This window comes from Ensifer aridi, assembly GCF_002078505.1.
GTDB classification, from domain to species: Bacteria; Pseudomonadota; Alphaproteobacteria; order Rhizobiales; family Rhizobiaceae; genus Sinorhizobium; species Sinorhizobium aridi.
This window is the reverse complement of record NZ_LUAV01000010.1, coordinates 1-12,995: the sequence shown is the minus strand read 5'-3', so window position 1 is coordinate 12,995 and position 12,995 is coordinate 1. Positions and strand designations below refer to the sequence as shown.

Below are 12,995 nucleotides of genomic sequence, written 5' to 3'. Positions count from 1 at the left end.
TTCATAGAAGCTTGGGGCATAGCCAATGCCAGCGCAACACAAATCGGCTAGGACTCCCGTCCGAAAATTGGTGTATCGCACGAGGAAAAGGCGATAACGCTTTGCGTCAAAACGAAATTGCCTGCAGCATGCGCCGTCGATGAAACTCTATGCCGTTGGAGCCGCGGATCGAAAGACCATGACATATACTCCATTTCAGCCCTTCCGTTGGCGATTGGCTCATGGACGCAGTCTCGAACTGGGTCCGCGTGGCGTTTTGATGGCAATCATCAATGTCACGCCGGATTCATTCTCCGATGGAGGGCGCTTTACCGACGCCGATGCCGCCGTGGCAGCCGCTTTGCGTGCCGTCGAGGAGGGAGCGGAAATTCTCGATATAGGCGGCGAGTCCACCCGCCCGGACGCTGAACCGGTAAGCGCCGAGGAGGAGCGAGCCCGTGTCATGCCCGTCATCGCCGCTCTTGCCGGTGAAACCGAGGCGATCATCTCCATCGATACCTATCGTGCCGACACCGCGCGCCTTGCCGTGGAGGCCGGGGCGCATACCGTCAATGATGTGCACGGCCTGCAGCGCGAACCGGCAATTGCCTCCGTCGCGGCCGAGACGGGGGCGGGCCTCTGCATTATGCATACGGGGCGAGGCCGCGAGAAACTCGGCGATGTCATAGAGGATCAATTCCATTTTCTCGACCGGTCGCTCGAGATCGCCGCCAAGGCCGGCGTTCGGCGGGAGCAGATCGTTCTCGATCCGGGCTTCGGCTTCGCCAAGGATACGGATGAAAACCTGGAACTGATCGGGCGCTTCGAGGAACTGCATCGATTTGCCCTGCCGCTCCTCGTCGGAACGTCGCGCAAGCGCTTCGTCGGTGCGGTGACGGGGAGGGAAGCGCAGGCCCGAGACGTCGGCACCGCGGCGACGACCGCGCTTCTCAGGGCTCAGGGCGCTGCGATTTTTCGGGTACATGATGTCGCAATCAACAGGGATGCGCTGGCGATGGCCGATGCTATGCTGACTGCAAAGAACAGCCGACGGGACATGAAGCCATGACTGCGACCTACACGATCACCCTTAAGAACTGCGCGTTCTTTGCCCGCCACGGCGTGCTCGACGAGGAAGAGTTCCTCGGGCAGCGATTCTTCGTGGATGCGGAGCTCGAAGTGGAGCAGGGCACCGCGCTGGTCGAGGATTGCATCGACGATACCGTGCATTACGGTATCGCTTTCGCCGAGATCGAGAGGATCGTTACCGGGCGCCGGCGATATCTGATCGAGGCACTGGCGCTTGAGGTCGCCAAGACGCTTTGCGCGCGCTTCCGTCAGATCCGTCGGGCGAAGGTCTCGATACGCAAACCGAACGCACCCGTTCCCGGGGTGTTGGATTACGTGGAAGTCACGGTCGAGCATGTTGCCGAATAAGAGCTGGCGCAGCGCGACACTCGGCCTCGGCGGCAATCTCGGCGAACCGCGCCGAGCTATGGCGGAAGCCTTGCGAGCACTAGATGCGCGGCCGGACTGCCGGGTTAGGGCGGTTTCGCGGCTTTATCGGACGCCGCCATGGGGCAAGACGGATCAGGACTGGTTCTTCAATGCCTGCGCGAAAGTCGAGACGACACTCGGCCCCGAGACACTTCTTGAAACCTGTCTCGAGATCGAGCGCGCTATGAAGCGCGTGCGAAAGGAGCGCTGGGGGCCGCGCACCATCGACATTGATCTCCTGACCTTCGATGACCTGAGTATTGTCAGCGACGCGCTGCATCTGCCGCATCCGCGCATGACGGAGCGCGGTTTCGTGCTGATGCCTCTTGCGGATTTTGCCGCAGACCTTTCCGTTAGGGGGCGGACGATCAGGGAGTGGCTGAACGAGGCGGATGTCACCGGGATCGATGTTGCCGATGAGAACCTTGACTGGTGGCGCGCGCAGGGTTGAGCGGCAATTACCCTTCCGAACGCCGCAAAAGCCCGGCATTCAATCGGGCTTGCGATTTCTCTGTAAAGCGCGGCTACTTGATCGAGCCCACCGCGATCGTATCCATCTGCCGGTTGAGGCTGACGCCGATGACAGGGACCATCGTCTCCTCGACCTTCACCGAGATGGTGATGTTCATGGTTTCCTCGTCCTGGAGGCGAGCGATCATCGCACCGTTGAGCTGCTTGCGGTTGATGCCGACCACGACCTTGTCCTTGGCAACATTGCCGGACACGACGTCGAGGCCCTTGCCGTCGGCGCCGTCGAGGAACTTTCCGGTATAGCTGTTGCCTTTCTGCGTGATCGTCGCCGACATCGGCTGTTTGAAGACGCCGACGCGGCAGAAGCCGTCAAGCTTCAATCCGGCTTGTGCGCCGGACATGGGTTCGCCGGTGAGGTCGCAGGTGAATTTCGTGCCCTTGTACTTGCCGGCCACGATCTCGCCTGGACCCTTCCACTGGCCGGCGACCTTGTCGAAGAACGCCTTGTCGCGGGCGCCGGAGAGTGCCGGCGTTGCGGCGCCGAGGGCAGCGACAAGCGCGATAGCGGCAACGCCGCGAGCAATCAAAGAAAGGCGCGAAAACATGAACGATCCTTGATGGGTCAACGTGCAAATCTGGTAATCACATTTGCGCGAAAATGGTTAATGGATGGTTTCGTCGCCGCTCATATATTACCGCTTCACGGCTTCGGCCGCTCGCCAGAAATTGAGGCGGCCCGCCATCATGGTGCTCAGCCGTCCAGCGAGCTTTCAGCTCTCGCTGCTCCCGGCGTCAGATCGGCAAGAAAATCACCGATACCGGGGCGCTTCAGTGCCCGGAACGGCATGGGGCGGCAGAGATCCATCGCCGCAATCCCGATGCGCGCCGTCATCAAGCCGTTGATCACGCCCTCGCCAAGGCGGGCCGAGAGCTTCGATGCGAGACCGTGGCCGAGGACCTGCTGAATGAAGCTGTCCCCGACGGCGATGGAGCCGGTTACGGCCAGATGAGCGATGACGTCACGCATCAGGCGCAAGAGGCCGAGCGTGCCGGGGCGCCCGCCGTAAAGCTCGGCCATCGCGCGGATCATGCGCGCGGATTCGTAGAGCACATAGCCGAGGTCGACGAGTGCGCGCGGGCTGACGGCGGTGACGATCGACACGCGCTTCGACGCGGCGAGGATGATTCGGCGCGCTTCGCGGTCGAGCGGCGCCAGCAACTCGCGTTCGGTTAGTTCGAGGAGGTGCGGACCGTCGATGATCTCGCCTTCGGTCTGCGCAAGCCGCGCCCGACCCTTGGCGGTACGTGGGTTTGCGGCCAGCAAGTGGACGAGCCTTGACGTAGCGGCACGCGCGGCCTTGGTCTTTCCGGGTCCGGCTGCTTCCAAGATGTCCGCTTTCAGCGCCTGGATCGCCGTCAGTTGCATCATGCCGGTGAGCTCGCGGGCAATGACAATCAGGAAGGCAACCGCGCCGATTGCCACGACCGCGACGGCGGCGTAGCCGAGCCAGTCGGCGCGGGAAAATAGATCGCGCACGAGGCGGTCGATCCAGAGGCCGATCGCCAGCGACAAGAGGATACCGAAAGCGCCCGCGGCCACCTTGCCGAAGGAGAGGCGCCGCCGGCGGGGCTGAGCTTCCGGCAAGTCGAGCGCTTCGATCGCCGCAGTCGTCTCGATGAACGGGTCCTCCGCATCTGGCGTCATGGCAACCTTGTCGCTGAAGCTTGCCGGTGCGCGCCGCGGTTGTTGTTCAGCACGCGGGGTGCGTTCTTCCGGCGTAACCGGAAAGGCGGCGGGCTTGCGGCGGCGATCCTTGAAATCGTCATTCATGCCAGGCGATCTCCGAGCAGGAACTGCATGGCCCGGTCGAGCCGGATATGCGGTACAGAGAGTTTCAACCCGCCGCGCGTCTCCTCCAGATGCGGCGGCCGGAAGCGAACGAAGTTCAGCTCCGGCATTGACGGCTCCGCCGCGGTGGCGACGCGGGGGCGGGGAGAGGTCTCCGCAACCTCAAACAGAATATCGGGATTTTCCGGTAAGTCCCCGGGAAATATGGCGGTTTTCTTTTCGCCATCGAAGATCTCGCCGTTGATCTTCTCGCCGGCTATAGGCGTTCCGACGATGACTGGCAGGCTGTGCCCATCATGGTTTACCGTCGCCTCCCGCGTCGCCCTGACCGACGCCAGCGCCATGACTTCGAGGCCGGCTCCGCTCATTCCGATGCGTTCGGCTGCACGGCTGACCAGGCGAGCGGCGATCCGCTCGAGGCGGTCATGGCTCTCATGATGCAGGTGATCTGCTTTCGTCGCGGCAATCAGCACCCGGTCGATCCGCCGCGTAAGGAGAGAGGAAATCCAGGAATTGACGCCGGGACGAAAGCAGGCAAGCACGTCGGCGAGCGCCTGCTCCAGATCCCTAAGCGCCTCCGGCCCGCGATTGATCGCCTGCAACGCATCGACCAGCACGATCTGGCGGTCGAGGCGGGCGAAATGCTCGCGGAAGAACGGCTTCACTACATGCGTCTTGTAAGCTTCGTATCGCCGCTCCATCATCGCCCAAAGCGAGCCTTTGGGCGCCCGTCCGGCCGGCAGGTCGGGCAGCGGCGAGAAAGTGAGCGCCGGTGAACCTTCGAGATCGCCTGGCATTAGAAAGCGGCCGGGCGGCAGAGTCGAGAGCGAGCGGTCGTCTTCCTTGCAGGCCTTGAGATAGGCAGTGAAGCTTTCGGCGAGCCGACGCGCGGCACCTTCGTCCTCGGCCGTTTCGGCGCCGATGGAGGCGGCAAGGTCCAGCCACTCGCGCGATAGGGCTGCACGCGTGCCTTCGTGCGCTCGCCGCACCGTCGCTTCGCTGAACTGCCGGAAGTCCTGGGCGAGCAGCGGCAGGTCGAGCAGCCACTCGCCGGGATAGTCGACGATGTCGATTGACAGCCGTCCAGGAGAGAACAGTCGATTCCAGCCGCTCGCGCTTTCGTAGTCGAGCGTGATGCGCAATTGCGAAATGGCGCGCGTCGAATCCGGCCATGCCCGGTCACGGACGAGAGCGGCGATGTGATCCTCGTATTGGAAGCGCGGCACGGCGTCGTCGGGCTGCGGTTCCAGCCGGATTTTCGAAACGCGGCCGGAGCGGATAGGCTCGAACAGCGGCAGCCGCCCGCCGTTCAACAAGTTGTGCACCAGCGAGGAGATGAACACGGTCTTGCCGGCGCGCGAAAGACCGGTGACGCCGAGCCTGACGGTGGGATGGACGAGCCCGGCCGCTCGGTCTGCAAGATTGTCCAGCGCGATCAACGTGTCGTCCTTGAGGCTGGTCAGCATGGGCGCCAAGTTCTCTCGTCCCTCCGGGAATCGTTCAGCGATACAGCGTTATGGCCGATATCCCCGCCGGGTTACAGGCATCGACGTTGCTCGGGGGCGATATAGGAAATGTTTCCGTGGGTGCAACGATTCGAGGGAACTTGGATGGCTCCTCGGGCCGGATTCGAACCGGACGAAATACCGGGTCATTGCCCTTCGGCGTCCTCGAGGGTCGGTACCAGCAACTGCGCAAGTGCGGCGGACCAGACGGAGCCGGCCGTCGGGCGGGCCGAAAAGTTGATGATCGCCAATCCGGCCGGCGGATAACCATCGCCGAATGCCGTTGTAGCCGTTGTCCCATCGAGAATTTGCCAGAACAGTTCCTCGACCATCGGATTGTGCCCGACGATCATCAGCGAGGACCGGTCCGCATACGCCTCGACAAGCTCGGTGTAGACGCTCGTGGGGCCTGTATAGAGCGGGTCGAGATAGCGGATGTCGATGTCCTCGCCGAGGGTGCGATAGAGCGGTTCTGCCGTCTGGCGGCATCGTGTTGCTGTGGAACACAGGATCAGGTCCGGTCGCAGCCCGTGATCGGCAATGGTCTGCGCGGTAAGTTCCGCCTCCACATAACCGATGCCGTCGAGCGTGCGGTCAAAGTCCCGCTGGCCCGGCAAGGCCCAGCCCGAACGGGCATGACGAAGGAGAAAGAGGCGGAAGGCTGGAACGACGCTATCTTGCATGTACCTGTCCGGTATTGAAACTCCCGGGAATGGAGGCATCTGCCTGCGCCCGCAGCACAAACGCCCCCGTCGGCTCGGTCCCTTGTCCCGCCGGTCGACGCAAAGATCAAGCCATGTCCCGCGTTTTTGGCGCTATTGAACTGACGCTCGGCGCACACCAAATGTCGCAATCCGGCCGCGATCGAATTCGCGCACCGGCTGAATGACGGCTCCTGCCGGCAGTTGCGGCGGTAACTCGCCGACCAGGACTTTGTGTGTAATTTTGATGAAATATTAGCCGTTTAGCCTGGAATCCGCGCAGTGCTAAATTGCCGCGTAAGCACCGTCTACGAGGCTTGAATCAGAGCTTCCATAGGTCTATACACCGCCGCAATGAGATGTTCTTCAGGAGAATCGCGTTGAGTGAGAAGATCGATCTTAGTACCTATGTCCTCTCCGAGGACGAGGAATTCATGAATGCAAACCATCGGGCATATTTTCGTGCGAAGTTGAATGCCTGGAAAAACGATATCCTTCGCGAAGCCCGCGAGACACTGGATCACTTGGCAGAGGAGAGCGCCAATCATCCTGATCTTGCGGACCGCGCTTCCTCCGAAACAGACCGGGCAATCGAGTTGCGCGCTCGGGATCGCCAGCGCAAGCTGATCGCCAAGATCGATGCCGCACTGCAGCGCCTCGACGAAGGCACCTACGGGTACTGCGAGGAAACCGGGGAACCGATCGGCCTCAAGCGCCTGGACGCCCGGCCAATCGCGACCCTTTCGATCGAGGCTCAGGAACGCCATGAGCGGCGCGAGAAGGTTTACCGCGACGAGTAAGTCGCGGAAGATTGCCTGACCTACAGCAAACGGCGCGGTTCAACCGCGCCGTTTTCTTTTGTTTTGCCGTATAGATCGTAGCCGCTCGTGCGGGGACGAGACCGCCGCACTCTCCCTTCACGGTTTGCGGCCCGCGGAGATGTCAGCCAACATCCGGTTCATCTCCTCCTCGATCGTCGGTTCCTTGCGGAGGTCTTCCGGTGTGGCACCGAGCATAGGCTCCTGGCGACCGCCCTGCGCTGGACGATTTTCCGGCCGCAGCGGGGCTGTCGGTGTCAGGCGTTGGAGATCTCCGCTGATTTCCGCATCGAGCATGCGCTCGAATTCGGCAGCATCCGGTGTGGCCGGCCGCGTCGGCCCAGGCTGCGCCAGTACCGGCTTGAAGGGCTCAGCGGGGTTAGGTGGCACTGAGCGGTCTCCGCTTGCAGGCTGGACCAACGGAAGCACTCGGTCGCGTGCGGCTGTAAGAACATGGCGCACCGGCTCGACGGCCGTGGCCACAGGCGGGGCGTCAGACGGTAGCGGCGCCGGTCTGGAGACCGCTGGCTGTTGCGGCGGCGAGCTAGCCGTCTCGGACTGATCGGCCGCAACGCGCACCGGCGGTGCCGGCTCAGCGCGCACCGGAGCTTTTACAGGCTCGACGGGCCGTGTCATTTGCCGAACCGGTTCGACGGCTGCAAGCTCGGCGGGGGCGGTAGAGGAAACGGGCTGGGGCTTTGCCTCCGGTCGGGCTGCCGCGGTGGGGGTATCGGCAGGCCGTTGTTCCGCCGCGACGCGGACGCCGGCCGATGCCGGGGCTGCCTCCTCCGAAACAATGCGGCTCTCGATGACGACGTCGGTCGGGCCGCCGATCATGATCAAGTGTTCGACATCGTCGCGGCGCACGAGCACGAGCCGTCGGCGTGTGTCCACTGCTGCAGCATCGAGCACGGCAAGGCGCGGCTGCCTGTTCTTGCCGCCACGGACGAAGGGAGAGGATGGCCTGTTCCGCATGATCCAGAGCACCGCCACAAGGCACAAGAGACCAATGGCCACTGCTCCGGCGGCGATGATGAACCGGCTACCGTTGTCCCCCAGGATCGTTTCCATCATAGGCTGAACTCCTTACTGCCGCCCGGATGGCAGCATTTGACGGCTTTTTTCGGGCCGGAACAAGCTTCCGCCCGACATTCCCTGTGAATTGACCGCGGCGCTTCCGCCGAGACGCTTTTTGCTGTTATCTCTGATTGTTAAAGATGATTCCAGTTCGATGGGCGGGAGCGCGGGGAAGGCGGCTACCGATTTCGCGGCGACGTCATCGGATGCCGGTCACTGCATAGTTTCCTTAAACCGGAACCGTTTTAGGGATAACTTATGCAGCAATTCAAAGTATTAGAGCGGCCCTTGTGCGTCTGCAGGGATGGGCGGCGTTGCAAGCGTGCGGGATCGTGCCGGTAGGGCGCCGACCCGGCAGCAGGTGAGGACCCCGATGACGAAATTGCGGCAGTCAGGTGACTACCAGATGCCGGTCGTTGACCGGGGCGTGCGGCCGGGCACGATCCTCAGGATCGTCCTGCTGGCGATCGTTCTCACCGCTTCGGCCGCCGCTTTCGTCGTCTTCAAGAATCAGCTCGAGAACGAAATCGTCCTCGGCATTCTCGGCGTGCTGGCCATGGTCGGCATATTCTTCCTCGTTTCGTCGGTCATCGGTTTCATCGAGGTGATGCCGCAGTCACGACCTGACGAACTGGCCCGTGCCTTCCTCGACGCGCATGAAGACGGGACGATCGTCACCGACCGCAAGGGCCGCATCATCTATGCGAATGCCGCTTACGGCGCTCTGACGGGCGCGAAGAGCGCAGCCGGCATACAATCTCTCGAAACCATCCTGTCGCGGAACCGCGAAGCGACGGAGGCGATCTATCGCCTGACCAACGGGCTGCACGAGGGCAAGCAGGGACACGAGGAATTCCGGCTGCTGAAACCGCTCGCCAACGGCAAGGGAGCCGGTGCGGGCGCCCATTGGTTTCGTCTGAAGGCGCGCGTGCTGCCGCTCGAGGATGCAGACAGCAATCCGCTCTATCTCTGGCAGATCGCCGACATCACCGCGGAGCGCGACGATCAGGAGCGCTTCTTCAAGGAGCTGCAGAACGCGATCGACTATCTCGACCATGCACCGGCGGGCTTTTTCTCCGCGGGGCGCAAGGGCGAGATCTTCTATATCAACGCGACACTTGCCGATTGGCTGGGCATCGATCTCACCAAGTTCCAGCCGGGATCGATCAGCATCGCGGACCTCGTCGCGGGCGAGGGCCTGGCGCTCGTGCAATCGGTGCAGGCCGAACCGGGCCTAAAGAAGACAAAAGTTCTGGACCTCGATCTGCGCAAGATGAACGGCCAGAGCCTCCCGGCCAGGCTGATCCATCGCGTTTCCTCGACGCGCGACGGCGCGCCGGGAGAAAGCAGGACGATCGTGATGTCGCGCGAAGGCGACGACGGCGACCAGTCGGCTTCGAATGCGGCCATGCGCTTCACCCGCTTCTTCAACAACACGCCTATGGCGATCGCCTCGGTGGACGGAAACGGGCGGATTCTCAGGACCAACGCACCCTTCCTGAAGCTTTTCGCCGGCCTCGTTTCGCAGGACGATGTCGAGCGCGGTGCCCTGATCGAGGCCGTAGTGCACCCGTCTGAGAAGGGCCGGCTGCAGGAGGCGTTGGCCGCGGCCAAGGACCGGCAGAGCGATATCGCCCCGATCGACGCGCTGCATCCGACGGATGAGGGGCGTCACTTCCGCTTCTACGTGAACGCCGTGATCGACCAGAGCGACCAAGCTCCCGAGGAAGCGGCGATCATCTATGCGCTGGAAATCACCGAGCAGAAGGCGCTCGAAAACCAGATGGCGCAAACACAGAAGATGAACGCGGTCGGAACCCTTGCCGGCGGCATCGCGCATGATTTCAACAATGTGCTGACGGCGATCTTGCTTTCAGCCGATCATCTCCTGCTGTCGGCCCGGCCGGCGGACGCGACGTTCGCGGATCTGATGGAGATCAAGCGCAACGCCAACCGCGCAGCCGTTCTCGTGCGGCAATTGCTCGCCTTTTCGCGCAAGCAGACCATGCGGCCAACCGTGCTCAACCTCACCGACGTCATCGGCGACCTCAGGATGCTCGTCGACCGCATGACCGGCACGAACGTCAAGGTCGAAGTGGACTACGGTCGCGATCTCTGGCCGGTGAAGACGGATCTCGGCCAGTTCGAGCAGGTTCTTTTAAACCTCGCCGTCAATGCTCGCGATGCCATGCCAGGCGGCGGAACCATCACGCTCCGGACGCGGAATCTGCCGGCAAGCGAAGTGCCGGCAATCGGACGGCGCGAGCTGCCGGAGGACGACTACGTCATGGTCGAGGTGGCGGACGAGGGTACCGGGATTCCGCCGGAGATCATGGACAAGATCTTCGAGCCCTTCTTCACGACGAAGGAGGTCGGCAAGGGCACAGGGCTCGGCCTTTCGATGGTCTACGGAATCGTCAAGCAGTCCGGCGGTTACATCTATCCGGAGTCCGAAGTCGGCAAAGGCACGACCTTCCGCATCCTGCTTCCGCGGTATGTCGAAGCGGCCGACACACGTGAGGAAGCGGCACACAACGAAACCTCCGCCGCGATCCCGCCGGCGCCAAGCGAGCCACCGGCGGCGGCAGCGCCTCGGCCGGAGCCGGCCGATCTCACCGGCGGCTCCGCGGTGGTCCTCCTGGTCGAGGACGAGGAGGCGGTTCGCCGCGGCGGCAAGCGAATGCTGGAGACGCGTGGCTATACGGTCTACGAGGCGGGGTCGGGCGTCGAAGCGCTCGAGATCATGGACGAGCTCGACGGCGCCGTCGATATCGTCGTCTCGGATGTCGTGATGCCGGAAATGGACGGTCCGACGCTGCTCCGCGAATTGCGCAAGAAATACCCGGATCTGAAATTCATCTTCGTGTCCGGTTATGCGGAAGACGCCTTTGCTCGCAACCTGCCCGCCGACGCCAAGTTCGGCTTCCTGCCAAAGCCGTTCTCGCTGAAGCAACTGGCCGTCGCGGTCCGCGAGATGCTCGATTCCTAACGAGCTTCTGCTTTTGCAGTGGAATGCTTGCTGTCGCAGAAGTGGGTGGCAAAAAGTTGAAGTTATGCGCTGGTTCTTCGACCGAAATTCCTCTTAAGGGGCGTCGCAAACCTTAGGATTTATGCGAATTGCCAAGAGGCCTGAGGGTTTGTGGCTCTCCAATCTCTATTGCGTGTCTGTCTGGATCATAAAAACGGAATACGCGCTGTCCCCATGCTTGCCGCTCAATAGGATGGATCAGCTGCACGTGTGGCGCAATGTTTTCGAACGCCGCGTCAAGATCTTCATGCTCAAAATACAACAGCAAATTTCTTCGCCCATAGGGTTCTTTCCTGATAAATGCTTTCCGCCAAATTGTTTGTTCAAGTGAAGTTCCTTCGTGAAGCGCAAAGCCAGCCTCGAAAAGAACGAAGTTTCCGAAATCCTCTAATATTTTCAGCCCAAGTCTCTTCTCGTAAAATTCCTTAGAGTGATTGATGTCGTGGACGAACGGGATAGGATTGATAAAACGCATCGAATTCCTCCCGTGAAGTTCAAAGCCGTTGTCGCGAACGTCCGACAAGGCGACGGTTTTTGCCGCTTACGAAGTCACGAAAATGGATATTCTGCAATGAGAATGCTTCACGAAGGCGCTTTCGGCAAGGAACCGCTCACAACGCGTGTTGCAAGCGATTCAACATCCCTTAATTCCACAGCTCGGTTACAGTTAGTGGTGGTCTACGTGCCGAGACCACCTTTGCATCGCAGCGTTATTTCGCCGCGAGCGCTACTGCGATTTCGGCTGCGAGGCGCGCATTGTTCTCGACAAGGGCGATATTGGTTTCAAGGCTGCGGCCCTCTGTCATGTGGTAGAGGTTGTCGAGCAGATAGGGCGTGACCGCTTTGCCGGAAATGCCGTCGCTTGCGGCATTGTCGAGCGCCCGGGTAATGTAGATTTCCATTTCCTCGCGCGGGATTTCGCTTTCCTCTGGAACCGGGTTGGCGACGAGCATGCCGCCGTCGATGCCGAGGAGATCGCGCATCCGCTGGAAATTGGCGATCGCCGCCGGGCTGTTCAGCATCAGCGGGCTCTTGATGCCGGAATCGCGCGACCAGAAGGCAGGGAAGATTTCGCTGTCATAGGTCACGACCGGCACGCCGCGGGTTTCGAGCACTTCGAGCGTTTTCGGAATGTCCAGAATGGCCTTGGCGCCAGCGCAGACGACGATGACGCCGGTGCGGGCGAGTTCATCGAGATCGGCCGAGATGTCGAAGCTCTCTTCCGCCCCGCGATGGACGCCGCCGATGCCGCCGGTCGCGAAAACGTCGATGCCGGCGCGGGCGGCGGCGATCATCGTCGCGGCGACGGTCGTGGCGCCCGTGCGGCGCTCGGCGATCGCGTAGGCGAGATCGGCGCGCGAAAGCTTCATCGCGCCTTGCGTCTTCGCCAGCGCCTCTAGTTTCGCCTCATCGAGGCCGATATGCAGAACACCGTGAATGACCGCAATGGTCGCGGGGACCGCGCCCTGCTCGCGAATGATCGTCTCGACGCTGCGGGCCATGTTGAGATTGCCGGGGTAGGGCATTCCGTGGGTGATGATCGTCGATTCAAGCGCAACGATCGGCGCACCGCGCGCCTTGGCGGCCGCGACTTCATCGGAATATTCCATCGGCAGCGATGGCGAGGCGGGTTTGGTCATGATCTTTTCCCTTGGGTGACGATGATTTTTGCTTCGATTCGATCAAGGCCGTCGTGATTGCTTCTGAAAAGACGGGAGCGGGCAAAGACGGAAACCCTGCTGCTTCTCGCCCCGCCTTGCTTTCGGCTGCCAATCTCATGACAGCATTTCCGGTGCCGGCACAAGGGCGAGTGCCTGTTCGATGGCCTCCGCCGACATTTCTTCCGACGCGGCGAAAGGCGAACGGAGCGTTATGATGGCCGCAGCAATGCCGTGCCGCAGGCATCCGGCAAGATCGAAGCCAGCAAGCCGAGCGGCGAGGAAGCCTGAAGCCAGCGCGTCCCCGGCGCCGGTGACGTCGGCAAGTGAGGGAAGGGCGGGTGGCACGGCGACGCAGGCGCCGTGGCGATCGAAGGCGACCGCAGCCCGCCCGCCGCGGGTGACGACGCCG

General features: G+C 62.0%; 13 protein-coding genes. 5 read left to right on the top strand and 8 right to left on the bottom strand.

Features of this window, described 5'->3' with window-relative positions; all coding sequences use genetic code 11:
• Positions 1 to 178: 178 nt before the first annotated feature.
• The 3 genes from folP to folK are packed head-to-tail and all read left to right on the top strand — an operon-like array spanning position 179 to position 1,927.
• The gene (gene folP / locus AYK65_RS08540; protein ID WP_026613965.1) at positions 179 to 1,048 is read left to right on the top strand and encodes a dihydropteroate synthase; all 870 of its coding nucleotides are present in this window, start codon (positions 179 to 181) and stop codon (positions 1,046 to 1,048) included.
• On the top strand, positions 1,045 to 1,416 hold the full coding sequence (folB, locus tag AYK65_RS08535; RefSeq protein WP_026613966.1) for a dihydroneopterin aldolase: 372 nt from the start codon (positions 1,045 to 1,047) through the stop codon (positions 1,414 to 1,416). The genes folP and folB overlap by 4 nt, the downstream gene beginning before the upstream one ends.
• Positions 1,403 to 1,927: a 2-amino-4-hydroxy-6-hydroxymethyldihydropteridine diphosphokinase gene (gene folK, locus AYK65_RS08530; protein WP_026613967.1), complete on the top strand. Its 525-nt coding sequence runs from the start codon at positions 1,403 to 1,405 to the stop codon at positions 1,925 to 1,927. The genes folB and folK overlap by 14 nt, the downstream gene beginning before the upstream one ends.
• 73 nt (positions 1,928 to 2,000) lie before the next feature.
• Here the strand turns inward: folK and AYK65_RS08525 are convergent, their stop codons facing one another.
• The 4 genes from AYK65_RS08525 to AYK65_RS08510 form a co-directional block, all read right to left on the bottom strand.
• Positions 2,001 to 2,552: a hypothetical protein gene (locus tag AYK65_RS08525; RefSeq protein WP_026613968.1), complete on the bottom strand. Its 552-nt coding sequence runs from the start codon at positions 2,550 to 2,552 to the stop codon at positions 2,001 to 2,003.
• Positions 2,553 to 2,698: 146 nt separating this feature from the next.
• Positions 2,699 to 3,778, bottom strand: coding sequence for a YcjF family protein (locus AYK65_RS08520; RefSeq protein ID WP_026613969.1), 1,080 nt, complete (start codon positions 3,776 to 3,778; stop codon positions 2,699 to 2,701).
• Positions 3,775 to 5,271, bottom strand: coding sequence for a YcjX family GTP-binding protein (locus AYK65_RS08515; RefSeq protein ID WP_081158176.1), 1,497 nt, complete (start codon positions 5,269 to 5,271; stop codon positions 3,775 to 3,777). Before AYK65_RS08515 ends, AYK65_RS08520 begins: the two co-directional genes overlap by 4 nt.
• A gap of 176 nt (positions 5,272 to 5,447) precedes the next feature.
• Complete coding sequence (locus AYK65_RS08510) at positions 5,448 to 5,984, bottom strand: SixA phosphatase family protein (protein WP_046120892.1); 537 nt, start codon at positions 5,982 to 5,984, stop codon at positions 5,448 to 5,450.
• 398 nt (positions 5,985 to 6,382) lie between these two features.
• Between AYK65_RS08510 and dksA the strand changes: the two genes are divergently transcribed.
• Positions 6,383 to 6,802 (top strand): RNA polymerase-binding protein DksA, encoded by a 420-nt coding sequence (gene dksA / locus AYK65_RS08505; RefSeq protein ID WP_026613972.1) that lies wholly within the window; start codon positions 6,383 to 6,385, stop codon positions 6,800 to 6,802.
• A gap of 117 nt (positions 6,803 to 6,919) precedes the next feature.
• On the opposite strand, the gene AYK65_RS08500 is transcribed toward dksA, so the two are convergent.
• Positions 6,920 to 7,894, bottom strand: a complete 975-nt coding sequence (locus tag AYK65_RS08500; protein WP_081158175.1) for a flagellar biosynthetic protein FliO — start codon at positions 7,892 to 7,894, stop codon at positions 6,920 to 6,922.
• A 376-nt stretch (positions 7,895 to 8,270) separates the two neighbouring features.
• Between AYK65_RS08500 and cckA the strand changes: the two genes are divergently transcribed.
• Positions 8,271 to 10,886: a cell cycle histidine kinase CckA gene (gene cckA, locus AYK65_RS08495; RefSeq protein WP_081158174.1), complete on the top strand. Its 2,616-nt coding sequence runs from the start codon at positions 8,271 to 8,273 to the stop codon at positions 10,884 to 10,886.
• 112 nt (positions 10,887 to 10,998) lie between these two features.
• Here cckA and AYK65_RS08490 read toward each other — a convergent pair whose 3' ends face one another.
• The 3 genes from AYK65_RS08490 to AYK65_RS08480 all read right to left on the bottom strand — a co-directional run.
• Positions 10,999 to 11,400, bottom strand: a complete 402-nt coding sequence (locus tag AYK65_RS08490; protein WP_081158173.1) for a VOC family protein — start codon at positions 11,398 to 11,400, stop codon at positions 10,999 to 11,001.
• A gap of 235 nt (positions 11,401 to 11,635) precedes the next feature.
• Positions 11,636 to 12,565 carry a pseudouridine-5'-phosphate glycosidase gene (locus tag AYK65_RS08485; RefSeq protein WP_026613976.1) on the bottom strand — a complete coding sequence of 310 codons (930 nt, stop codon included), beginning with the start codon at positions 12,563 to 12,565 and terminating at the stop codon, positions 11,636 to 11,638.
• Positions 12,566 to 12,700: 135 nt separating this feature from the next.
• Positions 12,701 to 12,995 (bottom strand): PfkB family carbohydrate kinase (locus AYK65_RS08480; protein ID WP_244559959.1); only part of this gene is annotated, 295 nt, incomplete at its 5' end.